This window comes from Marinobacter sp. SBS5 (assembly GCF_048285575.1).
Classification (GTDB): domain Bacteria; phylum Pseudomonadota; class Gammaproteobacteria; order Pseudomonadales; family Oleiphilaceae; genus Marinobacter.
The window spans coordinates 903328-927072 of record NZ_JBLWAZ010000001.1 but is presented as its reverse complement, the minus strand read 5'-3'; the positions used below and the strand labels follow the sequence as shown (position 1 = coordinate 927072).

Annotated in this window: 22 protein-coding genes; 10 read left to right on the top strand and 12 right to left on the bottom strand. The window is 55.8% G+C overall.

All coding sequences use genetic code 11. The annotated features are described in order from the left end of the window. Positions 1-91: 91 nt before the first annotated feature. The 4 genes from leuS to ACNQ6O_RS04425 all read left to right on the top strand — a co-directional run bounded on the left by leuS (position 92) and on the right by ACNQ6O_RS04425 (position 5155). The gene (gene leuS / locus ACNQ6O_RS04440) at positions 92-2677 is read left to right on the top strand and encodes a leucine--tRNA ligase (protein ID WP_418052267.1); all 2586 of its coding nucleotides are present in this window, start codon (positions 92-94) and stop codon (positions 2675-2677) included. A 1-nt stretch (position 2678) separates the two neighbouring features. Next, entirely contained in the window at positions 2679-3257 is a 579-nt protein-coding gene (gene lptE / locus ACNQ6O_RS04435) for an LPS assembly lipoprotein LptE (RefSeq protein WP_418052027.1), read from the top strand. Further along, positions 3254-4261, top strand: coding sequence for a DNA polymerase III subunit delta (holA, locus tag ACNQ6O_RS04430; RefSeq protein WP_418052026.1), 1008 nt, complete (start codon positions 3254-3256; stop codon positions 4259-4261). Before lptE ends, holA begins: the two co-directional genes overlap by 4 nt. Before the next feature lie 258 nt (positions 4262-4519). Continuing rightward, positions 4520-5155 carry an endonuclease gene (locus ACNQ6O_RS04425; protein WP_418052025.1) on the top strand — a complete coding sequence of 212 codons (636 nt, stop codon included), beginning with the start codon at positions 4520-4522 and terminating at the stop codon, positions 5153-5155. A gap of 208 nt (positions 5156-5363) precedes the next feature. Here ACNQ6O_RS04425 and ACNQ6O_RS04420 read toward each other — a convergent pair whose 3' ends face one another. From ACNQ6O_RS04420 to bioB, 8 genes are all read right to left on the bottom strand, one after another. Beyond that, the gene (locus ACNQ6O_RS04420) at positions 5364-7154 is read right to left on the bottom strand and encodes an acyl-CoA dehydrogenase C-terminal domain-containing protein (protein ID WP_418052024.1); all 1791 of its coding nucleotides are present in this window, start codon (positions 7152-7154) and stop codon (positions 5364-5366) included. A gap of 228 nt (positions 7155-7382) precedes the next feature. Next, entirely contained in the window at positions 7383-9182 is a 1800-nt protein-coding gene (locus ACNQ6O_RS04415; protein ID WP_418052023.1) for an acyl-CoA dehydrogenase C-terminal domain-containing protein, read from the bottom strand. 245 nt (positions 9183-9427) lie between these two features. Beyond that, positions 9428-10147 (bottom strand): putative metalloprotease CJM1_0395 family protein, encoded by a 720-nt coding sequence (locus ACNQ6O_RS04410; RefSeq protein WP_418052022.1) that lies wholly within the window; start codon positions 10145-10147, stop codon positions 9428-9430. Positions 10148-10163: 16 nt separating this feature from the next. Further along, positions 10164-10409, bottom strand: coding sequence for a flagellar basal body rod C-terminal domain-containing protein (locus ACNQ6O_RS04405; RefSeq protein ID WP_418052021.1), 246 nt, complete (start codon positions 10407-10409; stop codon positions 10164-10166). A 51-nt stretch (positions 10410-10460) separates the two neighbouring features. After that, positions 10461-11165, bottom strand: a complete 705-nt coding sequence (bioD, locus tag ACNQ6O_RS04400) for a dethiobiotin synthase (RefSeq protein ID WP_418052020.1) — start codon at positions 11163-11165, stop codon at positions 10461-10463. Between the two features lie 5 nt (positions 11166-11170). Continuing rightward, on the bottom strand, positions 11171-12004 hold the full coding sequence (gene bioC / locus ACNQ6O_RS04395; RefSeq protein WP_418052019.1) for a malonyl-ACP O-methyltransferase BioC: 834 nt from the start codon (positions 12002-12004) through the stop codon (positions 11171-11173). After that, the gene (gene bioF, locus ACNQ6O_RS04390; protein ID WP_418052018.1) at positions 12001-13188 is read right to left on the bottom strand and encodes an 8-amino-7-oxononanoate synthase; all 1188 of its coding nucleotides are present in this window, start codon (positions 13186-13188) and stop codon (positions 12001-12003) included. The genes bioC and bioF overlap by 4 nt, the downstream gene beginning before the upstream one ends. A 210-nt stretch (positions 13189-13398) precedes the next feature. Further along, positions 13399-14457, bottom strand: coding sequence for a biotin synthase BioB (gene bioB / locus ACNQ6O_RS04385; protein ID WP_114334148.1), 1059 nt, complete (start codon positions 14455-14457; stop codon positions 13399-13401). A gap of 51 nt (positions 14458-14508) precedes the next feature. On the opposite strand from bioB, the gene ACNQ6O_RS04380 reads away from it, so the two are divergent. After that, positions 14509-15237 (top strand): ComF family protein, encoded by a 729-nt coding sequence (locus ACNQ6O_RS04380; RefSeq protein ID WP_418052017.1) that lies wholly within the window; start codon positions 14509-14511, stop codon positions 15235-15237. Here the strand turns inward: ACNQ6O_RS04380 and ACNQ6O_RS04375 are convergent. Next, positions 15234-16343, bottom strand: coding sequence for an NAD(P)/FAD-dependent oxidoreductase (locus tag ACNQ6O_RS04375; RefSeq protein WP_418052016.1), 1110 nt, complete (start codon positions 16341-16343; stop codon positions 15234-15236). The two genes, ACNQ6O_RS04380 and ACNQ6O_RS04375, sit on opposite strands and share 4 nt — an antisense overlap. 123 nt (positions 16344-16466) lie before the next feature. Between ACNQ6O_RS04375 and ACNQ6O_RS04370 the strand changes: the two genes are divergently transcribed. Genes ACNQ6O_RS04370 through cmoB form a run of 5 tightly spaced genes read left to right on the top strand, consistent with a single transcriptional unit; the run spans position 16467 to position 20065 of the window. Continuing rightward, positions 16467-16889 (top strand): hypothetical protein, encoded by a 423-nt coding sequence (locus ACNQ6O_RS04370; RefSeq protein WP_418052015.1) that lies wholly within the window; start codon positions 16467-16469, stop codon positions 16887-16889. Between the two features lie 5 nt (positions 16890-16894). Beyond that, entirely contained in the window at positions 16895-17914 is a 1020-nt protein-coding gene (locus ACNQ6O_RS04365; protein ID WP_418052014.1) for a serine/threonine protein kinase, read from the top strand. 19 nt (positions 17915-17933) lie between these two features. Beyond that, positions 17934-18302 carry a kinase gene (locus ACNQ6O_RS04360; RefSeq protein ID WP_418052013.1) on the top strand — a complete coding sequence of 123 codons (369 nt, stop codon included), beginning with the start codon at positions 17934-17936 and terminating at the stop codon, positions 18300-18302. Then, complete coding sequence (gene cmoA, locus ACNQ6O_RS04355) at positions 18292-19050, top strand: carboxy-S-adenosyl-L-methionine synthase CmoA (RefSeq protein ID WP_418052012.1); 759 nt, start codon at positions 18292-18294, stop codon at positions 19048-19050. Before ACNQ6O_RS04360 ends, cmoA begins: the two co-directional genes overlap by 11 nt. Before the next feature lie 22 nt (positions 19051-19072). Further along, positions 19073-20065, top strand: coding sequence for a tRNA 5-methoxyuridine(34)/uridine 5-oxyacetic acid(34) synthase CmoB (gene cmoB, locus ACNQ6O_RS04350; RefSeq protein WP_418052011.1), 993 nt, complete (start codon positions 19073-19075; stop codon positions 20063-20065). Between the two features lie 68 nt (positions 20066-20133). Here cmoB and ACNQ6O_RS04345 read toward each other — a convergent pair whose 3' ends face one another. The 3 genes from ACNQ6O_RS04345 to hflC all read right to left on the bottom strand — a co-directional run bounded on the left by ACNQ6O_RS04345 (position 20134) and on the right by hflC (position 23745). Next, entirely contained in the window at positions 20134-21429 is a 1296-nt protein-coding gene (locus tag ACNQ6O_RS04345; protein WP_418052010.1) for an adenylosuccinate synthase, read from the bottom strand. A gap of 83 nt (positions 21430-21512) precedes the next feature. Further along, positions 21513-22694, bottom strand: coding sequence for an ATP phosphoribosyltransferase regulatory subunit (locus ACNQ6O_RS04340; protein WP_418052009.1), 1182 nt, complete (start codon positions 22692-22694; stop codon positions 21513-21515). A gap of 175 nt (positions 22695-22869) precedes the next feature. Continuing rightward, positions 22870-23745: a protease modulator HflC gene (gene hflC, locus ACNQ6O_RS04335; protein ID WP_418052008.1), complete on the bottom strand. Its 876-nt coding sequence runs from the start codon at positions 23743-23745 to the stop codon at positions 22870-22872.

Here is a 23745-nt window from a genome sequence, read left to right as displayed (position 1 = left end):
TGGCAGACTACCTGTTAAGCCGCGGGTGCGTTAGAATGTTCGGCCTTTTCGAACATCATTCTGACACAGGGTAATTTTGGTAATGGCAGGACTGGACGAGCAATACAATCCACGCGATGTAGAACAGACCGCCCGTGACTTCTGGGAAACCAACGAAACCTTCAAGGTTGTAGAAGATCCGAGCAAGCCCAAGTACTACTGCCTGTCTATGTTCCCGTACCCGAGCGGCAAGCTGCACATGGGCCACGTCCGGAACTACACCATCGGCGACGTGATTTCCCGCTACCAGCGCATGCAGGGCAAGAACGTCATGCAGCCCATGGGCTGGGATGCTTTCGGTCTGCCTGCTGAAAACGCCGCCATTGCCAACAAGACTGCGCCCGCCAAGTGGACGCGCTCTAACATCGAATACATGAAGAACCAGCTCAAGCAGCTGGGCTTCGGTTACGACTGGGGCCGCGAACTGGCCACCTGTGATCCGGAATACTATCGCTGGGAACAGTGGTTCTTTGCCCGCCTTTACGAGAAAGGCCTGGTGTACAAAAAAATGTCCACCGTTAACTGGGACCCCGTTGACCAAACCGTACTCGCTAACGAGCAAGTTGTGGATGGCCGCGGCTGGCGCTCTGGCGCACTGGTTGAGCAGAAGAAGATCCCCCAGTGGTTTATCCGCATTACCGATTACGCGGAAGAACTGCTGAACGACATGGACGACCTCGACGGCTGGCCCGAGCAGGTCAAGACCATGCAGCGTAACTGGATCGGCAAATCGACCGGTACCGAGCTAACCTTCCCGCTGAAAAATCGTGAAGACGGCCTGACCGTCTACACCACCCGCCCGGACACCCTGATGGGCGTGAGCTACATGGCCGTCGCAGCCGAGCACCCACTGGCCAAAGCGGCCAGCGAGCGTCATCCGGATGTGGCCGAGTTTGTCGAGCAGTGCCGCAACAGCAAAGTGGCTGAAGCTGAAATGGCCACCATGGAAAAGAAAGGCATCGACACCGGATTCAAGGCCATTCACCCGCTGACTCAGGAAGAAATTCCGGTTTGGGTCGCTAACTTTGTATTGATGGACTACGGCACCGGCGCCCTGATGGCGGTTCCTGGCCACGATGAGCGTGACCATGAGTTCGCGTTGAAGTACAAGTTACCGGTCAAGCAAGTCATCGCCCCGAGCGATCACGAAGAGATCGACGTACAGGAAAAAGCCTACACCGAGAAAGGTATTCTGGTTTCCTCTGGCAAATACAGCGGCCTAACCAGCGACGAAGCTTTCGAAGAAATTGCGACCTTCCTGGAAGAAAACAACATTGGTAAGCGTACGGTGAACTACCGCCTGCGCGATTGGGGCGTTTCACGCCAGCGTTACTGGGGCGCGCCCATCCCGATGATGACTCTGGAAGACGGCACCGAGATGCCGGTTCCTGACGACCGCTTGCCAGTGCGCCTGCCTGAAGATGTGGAGATGGACGGTGTTCAGTCTCCCATCAAGGCCGATACCGAATGGTGTAGGACTAACTACAACGGTCAGCCAGCGACTCTCGAAACCGATACCTTCGACACCTTCATGGAGTCGTCCTGGTACTACGCACGCTTCTGCAGCCCCAACTACGATCAGGGCATGCTAGACCCAGCAGCGGCCAACTATTGGCTGCCTGTTGACCAGTACATTGGCGGCATCGAACACGCCATCCTGCACCTTCTTTACGCTCGCTTCTTCCACAAACTGTTGCGTGATGTCGGCCTGGTGGACAGCTCCGAGCCATTCAAGCGCCTGCTGACGCAAGGCATGGTGCTGGCTGAAACCTATTACCGAAACGAAGACAACGGTGGTAAGTCCTGGTACAACCCATCCGAAGTCACTGTCGAGCGCGACGGCAAAGGCCAGGTGGTGCGCGCGGTATTGAAATCTGATGGTCAGCCTGTCGAGATTGGCGGCGTCACCAAGATGTCCAAGTCCAAGAACAACGGCATTGATCCTCAGTCGATCATCGATGAGCACGGCGCCGATACCGTACGTTTGTTCATGATGTTTGCCGCCCCCCCGGAGCAGTCTCTGGAGTGGTCTGACAGCGGCGTCGAAGGCGCTCACCGCTTCCTCAAGCGCCTATGGCGTATTGTTCACGAGCACACCAGCAAGGGCGAAGCCCCGGCTCTGGACGTGGCGAGTCTGACGGATGCGCAGAAAGACCTGCGCCGCAAGACTCATGAAACCATTGCCAAAGTCAGCGATGACATCAGCCGCCGCCTGACGTTCAACACTTCCATTGCTGCAACCATGGAACTGCTGAACGAAGTCAGCAAACTGGCCGACGATGAACCGCAGAGCCGTGCCGTTCGCCAGGAAGCGCTGGATGTAGCCGTGCTGGTACTGTCACCGATCGTACCGCACATCTGCCACAAACTCTGGCACGCGCTTGGGCACAGCGAAACTGTTGTTGATGCCAGCTGGCCGGTTGCCGACGAAAGCGCCATGGTGCGCAGCGAGATCGAAGTGGTGCTGCAAGTGAACGGTAAGGTGCGCGCCAAACAGAGCGTACCGGCCGACATCAGCAAAGACGACCTCGAAAAACTGGCTCTTGAAAACGAAAACGTGCAGCGCTTTACGGAAGGCAAAACGGTTCGTAAAGTGATTGTCGTTCCCGGGAAGCTCGTAAACGTGGTAGCTAACTGACATGAAATCGGTGCCTCTGTTACTGAAAACACTTCGGTTGCCGCTTCTTGTGGCACTGACCGCGGCCATCGTTTCCGGCTGCGGTTTTCAGCTACGGGGCACCTCGCCGGTACCGGCGGCTTTGCAGCCGCTGGCCGTCGATTGCCCGAATTCCTTACCTGCCCGCTTCTGCGAGTCGGTTCGCGAGCAATTGTCTCTGGGCGGCATTGAGTTACATCCCATCGAGACCGCCGATTACCAGCTGAAACTTCGAAACTACAGCCAGGATCGTCGGGCCTCGGCCATCACCGCCCAGGCTTCTGCCGCCGAGTACGTTCTGCGCCACACCGTCACCATCGAACTACTCACGGCAAACCAAATCCCACTCATCGCTGCGACGGATCTGACCGCTAGCGAAACCTATCGCTACGATGAAACCAATGTGCTCGCCAAACAGCGAGAAGAAGAAGAGCTCCAACAGCAGCTCGGCGACCGACTCGCCCAACAGGTTATTTTCCGGTTGGTGCCGATGACTCAAGAACGCATCGCCGCTGCCCTCGAGGCTCACTCAGCCAACACAAAACCTTCCGAGTCGCCATGAAGATTCAGGCCGGCCAACTCCCTCAAACGTTAAAAAAGGGTCTTGCACCGGTTTACCTTGTCTCGGGCGATGAACCCCTGCTGGTTCAGGAATGCTGCGACCAGATACGCAAGGCCGCCAAGAACGCCGGCTTTCATGACCGCCTGACCTATCACGCCGACCAACAGCTTGACTGGGGTTCAGTGGCTAGCGAATGCAATGCCATGTCTCTGTTTGCCGAGAAACGGCGCATCGAAATCCACTTACCCACAGGTAAGCTCGGTGACGGCCGAAAGGTGATGGAGCAGATTCTCCAATCCCCTCCTGAAGACGTCATCCTGCTGTTGATCAGCGCAAAACTCGATGCCGCAGAAACCAAACGCAAATGGTATAAAGATTTACAGGCCAACGGTGTGCATGTTCCTGTTTGGCCCGTGGATTCAGACAAGTTTTCCGGGTGGCTTCAACAGCGCGCCAGCAACCAAGGTTTGCACATTACCCGTGGCGCTCTGGCGATGCTGGCCGAACGCCTGGAAGGCAACCTGCTTGCCGCGAGCCAAGAGCTGGACCGGCTGACCCTGCTTTCTGATGGCAAAACGATCGATGAAGAAACCATCGAGATGGCGGTTCAAGACAGCGCCCGCTTTAACGGCTTCGAGCTGGTAACCGAATTGCTCGCAGGTAAAGCAGCTCATGCGGGAAAGATTATCGGCATCCTGCAGCAGGAAGGCGAGAATCCCCTTGGCTTGTTGAGTGTTTTGGTTCGCGACCTGCATTTGATCATCGAGCTGAAAACAGCCTTACCTCCCGGCGACAATCCGGCAGGTTTCCTGAAAAAGCGTGGGGTGTTCCAGCCCAAGCGGGCGGGCGCCATTCAGCAGGCTGCGCGGCGGCTCAGTCTGGCTCAGCTGCACCGCGCCATCCAATTGTGCGGCGTTACCGATCGTGCCGCCAAGGGTTATGGAGACCTTCCACCTTGGCACCATCTCAGAGATTTATCCGCTCTGCTTGCCGGCGCCAGCTAATCTTACTCACCAAAATACAACTCCTGCGAACTTTTCTGACGCCCCCGTCACGAAATAATACCAACCGCAACTTACTAATACTTGCAGCAATACGTGTAACAAACATACACATTAATCAGGCCAAACGCGGTTCCCGCCAATCACCACTGTGTCATACTTCACATTAATAAATGATCACACTGTCATAATTTCGGCGACTTGATCATTTCACGATCAGCCAGTTCAGGCACTCGATGTACGATGTGAGGCACATGGAGCATGAAAAAAATAATAGCCATACCCACGACACTTGCTGTCGCTCTCTCAGCCGGCATGGTTATCGCCCAGAACACTCGGTTCAGTGACCCGGAATCGGTAGTCAAAAATGAGTTTTGGGGCAACCTTTATTCTGAAGGTGGCTCGTCTTTTTTCTGTGACGAGCCGTTCAAATCCAAGGGCTTTGTGATGACCGACGGGCATATTTATCCGCTTGCCGATATTCGCTCGGCGTTGGATTGCGGGACCACATCGCAATGCAAGCGTGATAATCGCTACCGCCAGATTGCGTCGGATTTGCACAATATGGTTCCGGTTCGCAGCCGGGTGGAGTTGAAGCGCCGGACCGCGCGTTATGAGAACTTGAGTGAGGCAATCGATAGGGATGAGTGCGGTATTCGCACGAACAATCAGTTCTTTGAGCCGGCAGAGCGCATTAAAGGTGATGTCGCTCGCACCATGGCGTACATGGTGGATACTTATGGCTTGCCGTGGCTGGGGGCGACTCCTGTGTTCCAGAGCTGGAGTCGGCTTGATCCGCCCGATGATAAGGAGCTGACGAGACATCGTAGCATTGCAGAGATTCAGGGTAATGAGAATCCGTTTGTGACGAATCCGAATCTGATTAACCGCCTGTGATTTAAGTTCGGGGGTTCGCGAGGGCACGAGGTACAGCTCTCCGAAACACGCTGTGAATACGTCCCTGTGCGCTCTGCATCGCCATCCATGGCTTCGCAAGGTTTCGGAGAGCTGTACCTCGCACCCTCGCCCATACCGCGTTCTTTGCGTCCACAAAAAAGCAGGCCACTAGGGCCTGCTTTTTACTTACCGGATCTACGAAATCGGTTTAGATTTCGTTAGCGTCCAGCGCCATCATGGCATCGCTGCCACTGCGAATACCTTCAGCCAGTGACACGGCTTTCGGCAACAGACGCTCGAAGTAGAAGCGTGCCGTTTTCAGCTTACCGGTGTAGAAGCCAGAGGTGTCGCCTTCTGCCTTCGGTGCAGCCGCTTTAACCGCCTTCGCCCACATGTAGGCCAGCGCGGTGTAACCGAACATGTCCAGGTAGTCGACAGCCGCAGCGCCAATGGCGTTGGGGTTTTCAGCAGCCTGCTTGATGACGTGCTCGGTGGTGTCAGCCAGTCGCTCTAACGCAGCCGCCAGCGGCTCCAGGTAGGGGCGAAGTGCTTCGTCACCGCTGTTTTCTTCGATGAACGCACCAACGTCTTCTGCGAAGAGTTCGAACAGTTTTCCCTGGCTCGCTACAACTTTACGACCCATCAGGTCCATCGCCTGGATACCGTTGGTACCTTCGTAGATCTGGGTGATGCGGCAGTCACGAACCAACTGCTCCTGGCCCCACTCGCGGATGAAGCCGTGGCCACCGAAGACTTGCTGGCCGATGATGGTGGCTTCCAGACCACGGTCGGTCAGGAAGGCTTTAGCAACCGGCGTCAGCAAAGCAACCATGCCTTCGGCGTGCTTGCGCTGCTCGTCGTTGTCGGAGTACTTGGAGATGTCCAACCACTTGGCCACGTAGGTAGAGAAAGCACGGCCGCCTTCAACGTAGCTCTTCATGGTCAGCAGCATGCGACGCACGTCAGGGTGGACCAGGATCGGGTCAGCGGCTTTTTCAGGCTGCTGGGCACCAGTCGGTGCACGGCTCTGGATACGCTCGTTGGCGTATTCACGAGCGCTCTGCAGCGAGGCTTCAGCCGCGCCGATACCTTGGATACCCACACCCAGACGCTCATAGTTCATCATGGTGAACATGGCGTTCAGGCCTTTGTTTTCTTCACCGACCAACCAGCCTTTGGCGCCATCAAAGTTCATGACGCAGGTAGCGGAACCTTTGATGCCCATTTTCTTTTCAATGGAGCCACAGCTGAACTGGTTACGCTCGCCCAGAGAACCGTCGTCGTTAACCATGAACTTCGGAACCAGGAACAAGGAGATACCCTTCGGACCTTTAGGCGCATCCGGTAGCTTAGCCAGCACTAGGTGGATGATGTTCTCCGCCATGTCGTGCTCGCCCCAAGTGATGAAGATCTTGGTGCCGGAGATATTGAAAGAGCCATCGTCGTTCGGCTCAGCTTTGGTACGGATGATACCCAGGTCTGTACCGGCGTGCGGTTCGGTCAGATCCATCGCGCCAGACCAAACGCCGGAGTACATGTTCGGCAGGTACTTTTCTTTCAGTTCCTGGCTGCCGTGGGCGTTCAACGCCAGGCAGGCACCAGCAGTCAGCATAGGAGCCAGACCAAAGGCCATGTTGGCGCCCTGCATCATTTCTTCAAATTGCGCGACCAGAGTTTTGGGCATACCCATGCCGCCGAATTCCGGGTTACCGCCCAGACCGTTCCAACCACCTTCTACGATGGTTTGGTAAGCCTCTTTGAAGCCTTCCGGGCTGGTTACTTCACCTTCGTCCCACTTACAACCTTGCTCGTCGGCTTCGCGGTTCAGCGGGGCAAGAACGCCGCTGGTGATTTTTCCAGCTTCTTCCAGAATGGCATCGGCCGTTTCCGGATCTACATTTTCAGCAATTCTTGGCAGCGAGGCCCACAGAGCAGGCGCATCAAACATTTCGTTCAGCACGAAACTCATATCACGAAGGGGGGCTTGATAGTCAGCCATGTATAACTCTCCAGAAAATCAGTCAGTCTCTTCGGGGGCATGCTCAAAAAACGGCCCTCATAGGAAGGCGCAGCTACGTCCGCCCGATCGGCAATGTGTCCGTAACAAAGTTATTATTCTGTGGGCAGGTATTCTACATTAATACCGCCCCCAAACTCATGAAAAAAGCCCGCCTCTTTACGGAGAGCGGGCTTTTTTTGCACTATCAATCAGATAGCAACCTCAGCCTTAAAGGGCGAAGGCTTCTTCCGGCATATCCAGCAGAGTGTCTGCGCCGGCCAGCATGGTTACAGCGTGAGTCTTGGTACGCGGCAGCATGCGGGTGAAGTAGAAGCGTGCAGTCTGAAGCTTAGCGGTGTAGAACGCTTCTTCACTAGTACCTTCTTCCAGCTTCTCCTGAGCAACCTTGGCCATACGGGCCCACAGGTATGCAAACACGGCGTAACCGGAGTACATCAGGTAGTCCACGGAAGCAGAACCGACTTCTTCACGGTTCTTCATAGCGGCCATACCCACTTTCATGGTCAGGTCGCCCCATTCCTTGTTGATCGCTGCCAGCGGCTCGATGAACTGCTTCAGCTGCTCGTTGTCGGCATTTTCCTTGCAGAATACGTGAACCTGCTTGGTGAAGTTCTTCAGCGACTCGCCTTGAGTCATCAGAACTTTACGGCCCAACAGATCCAGCGCCTGAATGCCGGTTGTGCCTTCGTAAATCATGCCGATACGGGCATCACGTACGTTCTGTTCCATGCCCCACTCGGAGATGAAACCGTGGCCACCGAACACCTGCATGCCCAGGTTCGCTGCTTCGTAACCGATTTCGGTCAGGAAGGCTTTAGCGATCGGGGTCAGGAAGCCCAGAGCTTCGTCAGCTTCTTTGCGCTCTTCTTCAGTCTTACCGCGACCAACAATGTCAGCTTTCTGTGCAGTCAGGTAGATCAGGGCACGGGCGCCTTCAGCAACCGCTTTCTGAGTCAGCAGCATGCGACGCACGTCCGGGTGAACGATGATCGGGTCAGCAATGCCTTCCGGGTTCTTGGCGCCACTCAATGAGCGCATCGCCAGACGGTCTTTGGCGTATGCCAGTGAGCCCTGGAAAGCCAGTTCAGCAGCACCCAGACCTTGGATAGCGGTACCGATACGGGCAGTGTTCATGAAGGTGAACATGCAGTTCAGACCTTTATTCTCAGGTCCGATCAACCAGCCTTTGGCACCGTCGAAGTTCATGACGCAAGTCGCGTTACCGTGGATACCCATCTTGTGCTCGATAGAACCACAGGAAACGGCGTTACGCTCACCGGCAGAACCGTCTTCAGCAGGCAGGCACTTAGGTACGATAAACAGGGAGATGCCCTTGGTACCTTCAGGTGCGCCCGGCAGACGAGCCAGAACGATGTGAACGATGTTCTCGGTCATGTCGTGCTCACCGGCAGAGATGAAGATCTTGGTACCGGAAATGCTGTATGAACCGTCTGCATTAGGCTCTGCTTTGGTGCGCAGGGTGCCCAGATCAGAACCACAGTGAGCTTCGGTCAAGCACATGGTGCCAGTCCACTCACCGCTGATCATCTTGGTCAGGTAAGTCTGCTTCTGCTCTTCAGTACCGTGCGCTTCAAGAGTGTTGATAGCACCGTGGCTCAAACCTGGGTACATGCCCCAAGACCAGTTAGCAGTACCGTTCAGCTCGCTCATCACGATGCCGAGCGAATCTGGCAGACCCTGACCACCGTAGTTGACGTCAGCAGCCAGTGAAGGCCAGCCGCCTTCAACGAACTGGTCGTAAGCTTCTTTAAAGCCAGTCGGCGTTTTAACACCGTCTTCGCTCCAGGTGCAGCCTTCACGGTCGCCTACCGCGTTCAGCGGAGACAGTACCTGTTCAGCAAACTTCGCACCTTCCTGGATGATGGCATCAACCATATCCGGAGTTGCGTCTTCAGCGCCTTCCAAATTGGCGTAGTGGGTCTCGCTGTCGAGCAGCTCGTTCATTACAAATTTGATATCACGCAGGGGCGCTTTGTACTCAGGCATTGAATCCACCTCAATGTTGGTTGCAGCTGAAGCTGTTGCAGCTATGACCGTGGTTTGCTCAGACACCATGAAGCTTGCGCTTCACAGCCTTAATTAAACACTTGTTTGAAACATACGTTTTGGAGCACAGAATTGTCAAGAGAATTGCGTCAATTTTGTCGTGCTTTGTGTTCTCAAACGTAACAAGCACAGACCAAAAGTCCCGAGATGCCTTTCGGATTCAGGCTTTTATTGTTAGGACGGGTTCAAGCAAAAATCGAGGTGGCAGCGTCCGAATCGAATCCGTAACCCTGCATAGCGGATATATTTTGATAAGCTTCTGTCGCTTGGCGGGACTGGGCACCCTGGTAGCTTAGACTCTGCTCTGCCGCCTCAGCTTCACCATTGATGCTCGTCTTCTCACTTTCGCCGCTGACCAACTCTGCCTGCGCTTGCAACATCGTTTGCATGGCCTGGGAAGCCACCGCGCGATCCTGTGATGAGGGCTGGGCCGGAGCCATGGCGGCAGAACGAACAACTCGCATCTTTTCGATGGTTGCCTGGGGGTCACCGGCAACCGGGGACACATCAATGGGTACTTCACCGCCAACCGCATACTGAGCCCCATCAGGGCCACGCTCATACGTATAAGAGATCGCCCCGGCGTGTTGCCCACCCACCGCCTGATGCGCCGCCTCGTGTGCACGCACTTCGCGGTCTCTGGCCTTGAGCTCAGTGAGTTCTTTCAGTTCGGATTCGGTCAGCCCCTGAGGGTTCTCTTTTTCTTGGCCCGGCTTTTCAGTCGATGAGTCTGCGGCTTTATCCTCAGAGACTTGCTCAGGAGCGCGCACCGCTCGGCCTTCGCCGCTGGGGGATTTTTCGCCGGGTATGCTCGAAGTGCCAGCGACCGCCGGGCCGCTGGGATCAGCCCCTGAGACACTGCTAAAAGACGGGTAAACCGAAGAAACTGACGGCTGTATGTTCACGGGTAAAATCCGCTGATCAGACCTTAATATCCAGCAGAGTACCTATGGTCTCATCCGCCGTTTTAACGACTTGTGCCGAAGCCTCGACACTGCGCTTGTAGAGATTAAGCTCAATCATCGGCTCAGCAAGATTACCAGCGCCTTCGGCGCTCCCTTGCGGGCCATCGGCTCCTCCACGGGCGATCTTGCGAGCGGCATTATCCATCCCGACCATTCCGTCTTGAATGCCCTGAATGCCAATACCGAGTGTGCTGTTGATCATGGAGGAAGTTCCCCGTGGCGGACTATTGACGTAATTAACGCACAAACCTGGTCAATTTTCAATCAACGGCGAGACATTTAAGTAGCGCGCCAAAACCGCTGGCATCTCAGCCACCGGCACTTCATCCACCCACGGCAAAATACCCAAGCAGGGCGCCTCAAGATGAGTCACCAGATAATCTAGCGTTTCTTGCTCACAACTCATCGGCTCCGACTCAGGGTGATTGGCCACCCAACCTGCCACGGTCAAGCCATCCGCACGAATTGCCTCGGCCGTGAGCATGGCCTGGTTAATACAGCCAAGCTTAAGCGGCACGACCAAGATAACCCCCAGCCCCATCTCGCGGGGCACCGCGGCATAGGTTTCACGGTCGTTCAAGGGCACCCGCCAGCCGCCAGCGCCTTCGATAAGCATCAAATCGGCCGGCCGCATTTGCACACCACGGCAAAACCCGATCAGGCGCTGGGCACTAACCTGCTTGCCCGCTTGAGCCGCAGCCACATGGGGGGCAATTGCAGGCTCTAAAGCAATCGGATTAATGACATCATAAGCAATGGCTTCCGTGATGGCTGCCTGAAGCATCAGGGCATCTTCATTGCGCAGCCCCTCCGGTGTTTGGTCACATCCAGAGGCAATCGGCTTCATCGCGATGGTACGCTTACCCTGCGCCTTTGCGGCTTCGAGTATCGCAGCACTGACGATGGTTTTACCCACCTCGGTATCGGTACCGGTTACGAAATACGTTTTCTTCGCCATCTTGTTTATCCTGCTGTGGGCTTTTGCCAATACAACCAACCGGCCTCGTAAGTCGCGACAACTTCGCCAGACCTTTCCCCCGGGTACGCTCTGCACATGGCCCGAAAACGCCCGGGTGCCGTCACCGTTCTGCGCCTTTCTTCACCCTTGAACACGGCACCCAAATGCTTCAGCTCTCGATTCAGCGCCATGGGAGACTCATACGGTAAACGAATTGGCGACAACTCCAGCGCCGAGCCTGCCAAAACCTTACCCGTTAAGCTGCGCCATTCTTCTGCCGGCACAAACCGATTCACGTGCGGCTGGCCCGGGTCCGCTTTCGCCCAAGCCTGCTTAAGTTCACGCAAAGTGCCATCTACCAAGGTCGACATCACCAAAAAACCACCCGGACGCAGCACTCGCTGGCACTCCTCCAGCACAGCTTCAGGGCGCCGACTCCATTGCACCATCAAGTTACTGAAGACCAGATCAACACACTCATCCGCCAGCGGCAACTGCTCCGCATCTGCATTAAGCCAGTCAACCTGCTCCGACGCTGTGGCGGCCCCGGCTTGTTCCAACATACCCGGTGACAAATCAGCCCCGGTGACACGAGCCTGGGGATAATGTGTTATCAGCTTGCGGGTAAACCAACCCGTACCGCACCCCAAATCAAGAATGGCTTCCGGCTGCAAGGCTTCAGGAATCCGCAACAACATGGCGTCGCCCATAATCTTCTGCAACCGGGAAGCACTGTCATAAGTCTTGCTGGCACCACCAAACCCCGATGCAATCGAAGCTTTGGTCCCGGTACCACCCTCAACCCTGATAACCGCCGTCAGATCATTAAACATATTCATACGGCCGCCACCTGCCCGGAATCACATGAACCCAACAATGCCCGACACCCTGCCAGAGCAGCCAACAATTGATCGACATGTTCCCGGGTGTGTGCTGCGCTCAAAGTCACCCTCAGCCTAGCCTGCCCATCGGGCACCGTTGGCGGGCGAATTGCCGTCACCATAACGCCCTGCTGTTCCAACGCCTGACTCAACGCCAAAGCTTCCTCATTGCCCCCAATCATGATTGGCTGAATGGGCGTATAAGACGGCATCAACTCATACCCCAGCGCTTGCGTGCCCTCACGGAAACGCACAATCAAGTCCTTCAGGTGCTCTCGCCTTTGATCATCGGCCTCGATAAGATCCAGACTGGTACAGGTCGCGACCGCCATCGCAGGCGGCATAGCGGTTGTGTAAATGTACGTTCGAGCCTTCTGAACCAGATAATCCATCAACACCGCCGGCCCAGCCACAAAAGCGCCGCTGGTACCCACAGCCTTACCCAAAGTACCAATCAGAACCGGCACCTCGTCCTCCGACAACCCCGCCTCCAGCACACTGCCGCGCCCCTGCGGCCCAAGCACACCGATACCGTGGGCGTCATCCACCACCAACAAGGCATCGTGGGCCTTACAAACCCGAGCCAATGCCTTCAACGGCGCCACATCGCCGTCCATACTGAAGACCCCATCGGTCACCACCACCTTGTGACCCGACGTGTCGGCCAACATGGCTTCAAGCGCCGCCACATCCCCGTGCGCATAACGCCGAACCCGGGCCCGACTGAGAATGCAGCCATCGATAATCGAGGCATGATTCAGTCGATCCGAAAAAACCGTATCGCCCCGCCCCACCAAAGCGGAAATCACACCAACATTGGCCATATAACCCGTGGAAAAAAACAATGCACTGCTGCGCCGGGTAAAGTCGGCCAGCCGCTGCTCCAATCGGTGATGGGCGTCGTGGTGACCGCACACCAGATGAGACGCAGCCCCACCCAGCCCGGTGTCGGGTAAAGCGCTCTTCAATGCATCAATGTTTCGGGGATGATTCGCCAGACCGAGGTAATCGTTGCTACAGAACGACAACAACACCTGACCGTCTGCGGTTAACTCCGGCTGTTGCGGGCCAGAAACCAAACGGCGGTTCCGGTAAAGGCCCGCGTGTTTCCGTTGTTCAATCTCAAGTGCAAAATCACGCATAAAGACGACACCAACAGGTCAGAGAAAGGGTAATTCCTTCGGGAAGCGTTGAAGCGGAATACCCGCTGAGGATCAACGTGAAGGTCTGGTGCCGCTTTTCGGGACTATCAAGGGCCAGTGATGGCCCGTCGTAAGCGAACAGGGACGTCTTGAGCGTGTCCCGAAAAGCAGCACCAGACCTTCACCGGCACCAAAACTCAACTCTCGAAATCAGGCCGATTCCCGAGTCGCGTCATAAAACATATGCCGCGTAGCCTCATACTCGACAGCTTCCGCCAGCTCTTCTTCCTGCTGTTCCTCAGTCGCGCACTGCTCACGCTGCTCAGGACGAATGCCCAATTTACGGAACAACTGCATATCCGCATCTGCTTCGGGGTTAGAGGTCGTCAGCAACTTCTCGCCGTAGAAAATCGAATTCGCCCCTGCCAGAAAACACAGCGACTGCATTTGCTCATTCATCTGCTCACGGCCGGCCGACAGCCGAACATGAGAAGCGGGCATCATAATCCGCGCCACCGCAATCATCCGGATGAAATCGAACGGCTCCAGATCTTCCACATCTTCCAGCGGCGTACCCTTCACCTTCACCAGCATATTCACCGGCACACTCTCAGGATGCTGAGGCAAGTTGGCCAACTGAACCAACAAACCAACGCGATCGTCCTCATCCTCACCCATACCCAGAATACCGCCGCAGCAGACCTTCATCCCGGCCTTGCGCACGTTATCCAGCGTATCCAGGCGATCCTGATAGGTGCGCGTGGTAATGATGTGGTTGTAGTATTTCTCAGAGGTATCCAGATTGTGGTTGTAATAATCCAGCCCCGCTTCGGCCAGCTCCTTGGCCTCTTCCTCTTTCAGCATGCCCAGCGTCATACAGGTTTCCAGCCCCAGCGACTTAACCTGCTGAACCATATCCAAAACGTAAGGCATATCTTTCTTTGACGGGCTGCGCCAAGCGGCCCCCATGCAGAACCGTGAAGCGCCCTTCTGCTTGGCTGCTCGCGCTTCGGCAACGACTTTCTCGATCTCCAGAAGCTTCTCTTTCTCGAGGCCGGTGTTGTAATGCCCGCTCTGAGGGCAATATTTACAATCTTCCGGGCACGCGCCGGTCTTGATGGAAAGCAGAGTGCTGACCTGAACCTCATTAGGGTCAAAATGTTCCCGGTGCACCGACTGGGCACGGAACAAGAGATCATTAAACGGGAGATTAAAAAGCTCTTGAGCCTCCTGAAGGCTCCAGTCGTGGCGCAACGCGGTAGCAGTCATGTTCGAGTCCTGTTAACCTTCACAAGGTCTTTGGTTTACGGAAGAACCACGATGATAAACAGACTAAAACCGCTGTCAACCTTGTTCGACCAATTGGTTAACAGAGAAAGCACAGCAGGGCGCTGCGTGACCTGCCTGGACGCACCCGCTTACCATGGCCTATGCGCCCCGTGCCGCGCAGACCTCCCGCATAATTGCCTGCACTGCGACACCTGCGCCCTGCCCTTGGCTTTTGCAGGCCCGGTCAGGCGCTGTGGCGAATGCCTGACATCTCCGCCGCCTTTCACTCGCTCGTTGATCCCATGGCGTTACCAGTTCCCGGTCGACAGTATGATCGGGCGCTACAAATACCATGGCCAACGCAAGTTCGCACGGCCACTGCTGGCCGACTTCGGTGACTATCTGGAGCAGAAGCTGGATGATTCCGAACATCCGGAGTTGTTAATCCCCGCCCCCATGCACTGGCTGCGCCGGTGGCAGCGTGGATTCAACCAAGCACAGGACATTGCGGAACACGTGGGAGCCCGACTGGATATCCCCGTAGGAAGCAAAGCCGTGCGGCGCAGACGGCAGGTACGTGCACAAAGAGGCCTTAACAGATCCGGGCGCTTAACCAATCTGAACAAAGTGTTTGAGGTTTGCACCCCGATACCGGAACGGGTCGCCATAGTCGACGACGTGGTGACAACCGGTGCGACGACCCGAGCTCTGGCTCGGGCATTAACCGAGGCTGGCGCCCGCGACATTCAAATCTGGGCTTTGGCTCGCACACCCGGCTAACCCAGTTTGCGTTTTACAAAGTCGGCAATGGCCAGGCAAGACGTCAGACCAGGCGACTCGATGCCAAATAGATGGACCAGCCCGGGAACACCATGCTCTTCGGGCCCATCGATCCGAAAATCAACAAAGCCTCCGTCCGGCCCCGCAAGTTTTGGCCGAATGCCGGCATAAGCGGGCTGGAGCCGACTCGCATCGAGCGACGGCCACCACTGGCGAATACCCTCTGCAAAAGCCTGCGCCCGAGTTGGATTAACGGTGTAATCCTCCGCTTCAACCCACTCAACATCCGGCCCAAAACGGGCCTGCCCCGCCAAATCCAGCGTCAGGTGAACGCCGAGCCCGCCCGGTTCTGGCAAGGGGTAGATCAAATGATTGAACGGGTGTTTGCCGCTGTAACTGAAATACACACCACGAGCTAACCACTGCTCTGGCTTGGCACTGTCTGGCAGCCCCAACCAGTTACGCGCAAGGCCCGGTGCCCCCAATCCTGCTGCGTTAACGACCTCACGGGCGATCAAGGTAGTGGAAGCCTCTCCACTAACGCTGAGCCGATGGCCATCGATTGAACTTTCTGCAGCCATCACCGGACTGTTCAGCACCAGTTGCCCGCCAGCATGCTCCAGCTCACCCAGCAGCGACAACATTAAACCGTGGGTGTCGATGATACCGGTCTCTGGCGACCACAAGCCGGCAGTGGCCCGTATATCAGGACACTGCAGGCCCACCGCATTGCCCTCTGCATGTTGTAAGCGAACACCATTAGCTTCCGCCTGTCGGCAAATGGCCTCGAGTCTCGACGCCTGTCGATCGTCGGTCGCAACAATCCATTTCCCGCACTTACGGTGCCCCACCTTACGACTGGCACAATACTCGTACAGCTGCTCTCGACCCAGAACACACAACGCCGCTTTCAGGGAATCCGTTGGATAATAGATGCCGGCATGGATCACTTCGCTATTACGGGAAGAAATACCTTCACCAAACCTAGGGCCGGCTTCCAGCACCAACACCTCGCGCCCCGACCTGGCCAACTCCCGGGCAACGGCCAACCCCACCACTCCGGCGCCAATCACTACCGTTTGCACTTTGTAGCTTTCGTAATCCACTTTACAGCCCTGCTAGTCGAACAACGACCTGAAAATAACCCCGATAGCCCTGCGTTACATTACCTGAGCTTTCAGAACCGTTATACTTTACCTCACGCGAACGGATGCACGGAGCATGGGGAAATGTCCGACAGGAAACAGTTTCTTACGGTAATGATCGTCGCCGCACTCTTTGTGGGCTGGATTGGTTGGCGTGGCTTTGAAGTCACTAGCCTCAACAACCAATTAAAAGCCGACAAAATGGTGTCCAGCTACCCCTATCAGCACCGGGTACTGCGTGTAGAAGGCGATACAGCCACCATCAGCTCGCTGCGATCCCATACCGTTTCAACACAACGAGCTTTATCGGTGGTTTTTCCCGGGATGACCCATCTGGCCGACACCCATCGAGACTGGCAAAAAGCTGAACGAGAACTGGCTCAGGTGCAGGCACGGGCTGGTGACATTGTTTTGGCATCTCCGAGCATTAACCGCGTACGCTGGGAGCTTGATGAAAACTGGTACCATCTGCAATTCATGAAATCTCAACAACACTCGGCCTTCTGAATACTATGCAACATGAGCCTTCTGACATAACCGCTTCTACCCACCCGTACGACACTCTGACGCCGGAAGTTATTCTGGATGCCCTGGAAGAAGCAGGCTTTGCTGTCAGCGGGCGACTTTTTGCGCTGAACAGTTATGAAAACCGGGTGTACCAGATCGGATTGGACGAAGGCTCGCCGGTCATCGCGAAATTCTATCGCCCCGGCCGCTGGTCTGATGCTGCCATCCGTGAAGAACATGAATTCACGCTCGATCTGCAGGCTGCAGACATCCCCGTGGTCGCCCCACTGACTCTGAACAACGGCGATTCATTAGGCCACCACGGTGAGTTCCGATTTGCGGTCTTCCCCCAACGCGGCGGGCAAGCACCAGACACCAGCATAACCGACACGCTCTACCGTCTTGGCCAATGGTTAGGCCAGATCCACAATCTGGGCGCGACTAAAACATTCGAGCACCGCCCGGGGTTTAACCTGATTCAGGGCCTGGAAGAACACAACACACTACTGGTCAACGGCGGCTGGATTCCTGATGATCTACGGCCAGCCTGGGACAGCCTGATTCCCGATTTGTTAGATGGCTGCAAGCAACGAATGGACGACGCAGGGGATGTGAGCACCCTCAGAATCCACGGGGACTGCCATGCAGGCAACATTCTCTGCCGGGACGAATCCATGCTGTTTGTCGATCTGGACGACTGCCGCACCGGCCCGGCCGTGCAAGACATGTGGCTGCTACTGAACGGCGAATACAATGAACGCGGCAGCCAACTCGGGGAACTGCTCGAAGGCTACGAGACCTTTCGGGATTTTGACCGTCGAGAGCGGCACCTGATCGAGCCACTCCGCTGCTATCGCCAGATTGCACACTGCGCTTGGCTGGCACGACGCTGGGAAGATCCTGCTTTCCCCCGATTTTTCCCATGGTTTGCTCAGCCCCGGTTCTGGTCAGACCAGATCCTGTCCCTGCGCGAACAGCTTTCAGCCCTGCAAGAGCCCGCCCTGACGCTCCCGGGCCAATTCTGAACTCTGACAAGAGGTAACCATGAGCGAAAGTGAAAACCGCTATTCGGCGCGCGCCCTTATTGTGACTGCGGTGATTGCCATCATCGGTACAGTAACGGCACTGGAAGTCGGCGGCCGCATCAAGCATTCGGACAACAAAGACCATGTTCCAGTGGGTGATTTCCAGGCCATCCATGTGGCACCCGGCGAAGAATTCCGCATGTCTCGCAAGCCCTCAGGGCTGCACGCTGTCTGTGAGAACGGTTACCTTGCTATTGCTGCCGACGTAGACCCTTCCTTCCGCGGCATCCTGGTGGATTACAAGAATCGCGGTGTACGTTGTGCCCGCCCTTCACCAACTGACCGGGATCCGGCACAACCAAAGCCCGGGGATAGCGATGAGCAGTAAAAAACCAACCCCTGCTCCACAGATGACTGACCGCCTGTTTGCGACCGAGCGCAACCCAGAAGACTTTCGTTTCGATGCCTCCGTGGCTCGGGTCTTCCCAGACATGATTCGCCGCTCGGTACCCGGTTACACCACGATCATCCCGATGATCGAAGTGATTACCGAGCAATACGTGCAACCCGGCTCCCATTGCTACGACCTGGGCTGCTCATTGGGCGCCTCTACGTTGGCCATGCGGCACGGAATCCCCCACACCGATTGCACTCTGGTGGGCGTGGACAACTCCACCGCCATGATCGAACGCTGCGAACACTATGTCGCACTGGACGATCACGAACTGCCGGTCACCCTGCGCTGCGAGGACATTCTAACAACCGAACTGAGCCAAGCCTCGGTGACCACCCTGAACTTTACGCTTCAGTTCGTGCCGCCAGAACGAAGAAAAGATCTACTAACACGAATCGCCAATGCCACCCTCCCCGGTGGCGTATTGATTCTGTCTGAAAAGATCCGTTTCGAATCCGAGACAGAACAGAATACCCAAACTCAGCTGCATCATGAATTCAAGCGCGCCAACGGTTACTCCGACCTAGAGATCAGCCAAAAACGTGCTGCGATTGAAAACGTCATGATTCCCGAAACCCTGAACACCCACAAACAACGGCTTCTCGACACCGGTTTTGACCAGGTGCTGGTGTGGTATCAGTGTTTCAACTTTGTTTCCATGCTGGCCATCAAGAACCCTTAACCCCCCGGATACCGCGAGACCTATGGCTGCTTTCGACTGGCGCACACATTTCTCCCCGTTTATCGATTACCTGAATCACAGCGACCAGACAGCTTGGGCGGAGCTTATTACCGGCCAGCTGATCCGCCGTTTTGAAGACAATCCCCACGGCGACATGGCGCGCTGGCAGGCAGCACTTGAGACCCTGCCCACGAACTTTCCAACCAACGTCGACCTAACCTCGTCCGCCGTCACCGTGACCACGGATCAGCCCTTGAGTGAACAGGACGCCGAAAGTCTGGAGCACGGACTGCGCGGACTGATGCCCTGGCGCAAAGGGCCCTTCAATTTTTTCGGCACCCACGTGGATACCGAATGGCGCTCAGACTGGAAGTGGGACCGAGTGGCCCCGCATCTTGCTGATTTAAAAGGGCGAACTATTCTAGACGTCGGTTGCGGCTCCGGTTACCACTGTTGGCGCATGGCTGGTGCAGGCGCTCGACAAGTTGTTGGCATCGACCCCGGCTTGCTGTTCATGTTTCAGTTTCTAGCAGTCAAAAACTATCTCGGCGAAACCCCCGTCGACCTGCTGCCGATACGCATGGAAGATCTGCCGGAAAACCTCGAGCATTTCGACACCACCTTCTCGATGGGCGTGTTGTACCACCGGCGTTCACCAATCGACCACCTGTTGGACCTGAAAGGCACCTTGCGCCGAGGTGGCGAGCTGGTTCTAGAGACACTGGTTGTGAATGGCCCCGAAGGCTTCAGTCTGATGCCGGAAGATCGTTACGGACAGATGCGCAACGTCTGGTTTTTACCCAGCTGCCCCACGCTGATTCGATGGCTCGAGCGCGCGGGCTTCCGGAATGCTCGCGTGGTGGATGTCAGCGACACCACCACCGAAGAGCAACGACAAACCGACTGGATGCGGTTTAACTCACTGGCCGACTTTCTAGATCCGAACGACCCCACGAAGACCATTGAAGGTTACCCGGGCCCGAAACGGGCAACGATCATTGCCGAGAAGCCCTAGCGGGCTATTCGGGGCATAAAAAAACCGCCTGAAGCTCACGCTAAAGGCGGTTTTTTTGACTCTGAAGTTTATTCCCCGAACGGGTGTCTCAGAGTGATGGTCTCTACCCGGTCAGGGCCAGTAGAGATGATGTCGATCGGCGCTTCGATCTGCTCTTCCAGGAAGCGGATATAAGCTTTCGCGTTCTCCGGCAGTTCCTCAACGGTGGTCAGACCAAAAGTGCTTTCGCTCCAGCCTGGCAGCTCTTCGTAGATGGGCTCGATGTCTTTGAAGGTGTCACAACCGATAGGCGGACGGGTAATTTCCCCGTTCGGCGTTTTATAGCCGACACAAACCTTCACGGTTTCCAAACCGTCCAGAACGTCCAGCTTAGTCAGGCAGATGCCGGACACACTGTTGATCTGGATCGCATGGCGCAAAGCCACGGCGTCAAACCAGCCACAACGGCGGGAACGACCGGTAGTCGTACCAACTTCATTACCTTTGACTGCCAGGTGTTCACCCATGTCGCAAAACAGTTCCGTCGGGAACGGGCCTGAACCCACGCGGGTTGTGTAGGCTTTGGTGATGCCCAGCACGTAATCCAGGTACAGAGGACCAAAACCGGAACCTGTAGCTGTTCCACCCGCGGTGGTGTTGGAAGAGGTAACGTACGGGTAGGTACCAAGATCGATATCCAGCAGAGAACCTTGAGCACCTTCAAACAGAATGTGCTCACCACGCTTGCGGTGGTCATGCAGGATGTCGGTTACGTCGGCAGCCATCGGCAGAATTTCTTCGGCCATTTGCTTCAGCTCAGCCAAAGCCGCATCGATGTCTTCAGCTTCTTCCTTGAAGTATTCGGTCAACACAAAGTTGTGGTAAGACATGATCTCGCGAAGCTTAACTTCGAAGTCTTCCATGTTGTGCAAATCGCCTACACGAACGCCACGGCGAGACACTTTGTCTTCGTAAGCAGGTCCGATACCACGGCCAGTTGTTCCGATTTTGTCTTCGCCCTTCGCCCGCTCACGCGCCTGATCAATGCGAACATGGGTGCGCAAAATGATCGGGCAAGCCAAGCTGATCTTCAGACGATCACGAACTTCAACACCATTGGCTTCCAGTTCACGCACTTCTTTGAGCAGCGCTTCCGGCGACAGTACAACGCCGTTGCCGATCAGACAGTGGACATTCTTTCTCAGAATACCAGACGGGATCAGGTGCAAGGCCGTCTTCTTGCCCTCGATGACCAGTGTGTGGCCGGCATTGTGACCGCCCTGAAAGCGCACCACTGCTGCCACTTTTTCTGTCAGAAGGTCGACGATCTTGCCTTTACCTTCATCACCCCACTGGGTACCCAGCACAACAACATTTTTACCCATGATTCTCTCTCACATCAGGCCGCCCGAAGGAACGCGCCTTGCACATTTACTCAGGAATATTCGTTAAACACTGGTACTAAAAATCAGCCCAGCATCTCCACAACCCATTGCCCGTCTTTTTTCACCAGCTGACGATCACAACCTTGCAACGCGGGATCTGCAGGTTCGTCACCCGGTAATTGTCTAATGACTGTCTCGGTCATTCGCAGGCCGGAAATAACACCTTCCAGTGCTGCATCTTCAACGGCAGGCGCCCAAACAGCACCCGAACGATGGTGCACACGCTCACCCAGAGCCACCAGCGCGCGAATATCCAGACTGAATCCGGTAGCCGGCCGGGCACGCCCGAAATCACTGCCAATGGCATCGTAACGACCGCCTTTGGCAACCGAGTCGCCATGACCGGGAACATAAGCGGCGAATACCAGACCGGTGTGGTAGTTGTAACCACGCAATTCGCAAAAGTCGAAGCCTAGGCTGACTTCCGGGAAATCGCGACTCAGCATCTCGACCACACGAGAAAGCTTGTCCAAAGCTGCGTCAAGCGCCTCTGAAGCACCACCCAGAATCACTCGGGCTTGCTCCAGAGCTTCAACACCACCGCTCACACGAGCCAGCTCACGCAACAGTGCACCGGATGACCCGGCTTCACAGTCGCCCAGCAACCGATCCAGCTCAGGCACCGACTTTCGGGCCATCGCGTCAAATACAGCGGCTTCAGTGTCTTTATCAAACCCGGAGCTGGCAATCAGGCTTTCATAGATAGAAACGTGGGCCAGATCCAGATGCACCCGTGGCAATCCGGCAACCCGGAGGGCTTCCAGCATCAAACTGATGATTTCCAGATCCGCCGCTTCCGAGGTGCTGCCAAACAACTCGCAGCCCGCCTGAATCGGCGTTCGGCCGGTCAGCATATGACGAGGACGGGTATGCAGCACATGACCAGCGTAGCAAAGGCGGGTAATACCTTCCTGGCCCAATGTATGCGCATCAATCCGGGCAGCCTGCGGCGTCATGTCCGCACGCACACCCATCATGCGACCGGTGAGTTGATCAGTCAGCTTGAACGTCTGCAACTCCAGGTCGTGTCCGGTACCTGTAAACAGGGACTCTAGATACTCAATCAGGGGCGGGATCACCAATTGGTAACCCCAGCGTTGGCAGGTGTCCATTACATCCCGGCGCAGGGACTCGATCCGTCCGGCCAGCGGAGGAAGAATGTCTTCGACTCCATCTGGCAGTAACCAGCGATCAGATACTGTCATGAGATTCAGTTGTCCGTTTTTCCGTCACCGGCAAAGGCGCCGGGGGAATGACTCAGGGTTCAGGATGTTCAGGCGAAGAAATGCCCAAACAAAACCGCAAGGATTCTACACCCTTGGCAGACACAAAAAAACCGGAATACCTACGTATTCCGGTTTTCCACCTGAACCAGCGGATTTAGTTAGCTCCGGCAGGGTCCTTCAGATACTTCATGAAAGCACTGTTGGTGTCGATGACCATGATGTCATCCTTGCCGGCAAACGTACTCTGGTACGCCTGCAAGCTCCGGTAAAAGCTATAGAATTCCTCGTTGCTGCCATAGGCGTCGGCGTAGATCTGGGCCGCTTCACCGTCACCTTCACCGCGAGTTGTCTCAGCTTCAGCGAACGCATTCGCCAAAGTTACGGTTTGCTGACGATCCGCATCGGCACGGATACCTTCGGCCAATTCCAGACCACGGGAACGGAATTCCTGGGCTAGTTTTTGACGTTCGGTCGCCATTCGACGATAAACGTTTTCACTGACCGAACCCGGGAACTCAATGGCTTTTACTCGAATATCGAGAATCTCGATACCGAATTCTTTAACCGCCGTCTCGTTGGCACGATCCCGCAGAGCGTGCATAAGCTCGTCCCGCTGGCCCGAAACCACCTCGTGCATGGTGCGCACACCAAACTCATCACGCAGGCCGTTGTCCACACGAGACAGGATCAAGGTTCCGGCACGCAGCTCGTCACCACCGGTCGCACGGTAGAACTGATCCACATTACGGATCTTCCAGGCCACGTAAGAATCCACGTCCAGTGGTTTCTTCTCGATGGTCAGATATTGGCGTGACGGCAAATCCAGCGTCAGTACCCGGATATCAAATTCCCGAATCTGATCAATCACCGGAACTTTGAAATGAATACCAGCCTGGATATCGGTCTCTACCAGCTCACCAAACCGCAGTTTTACGCCACGGTGTGTCTCTGGAATGATAAACACACTCGACAATACAAGCAGGACGACGATAAGGACGCCTGCAAGGCCCAATACACCTTTAGGTCCCAT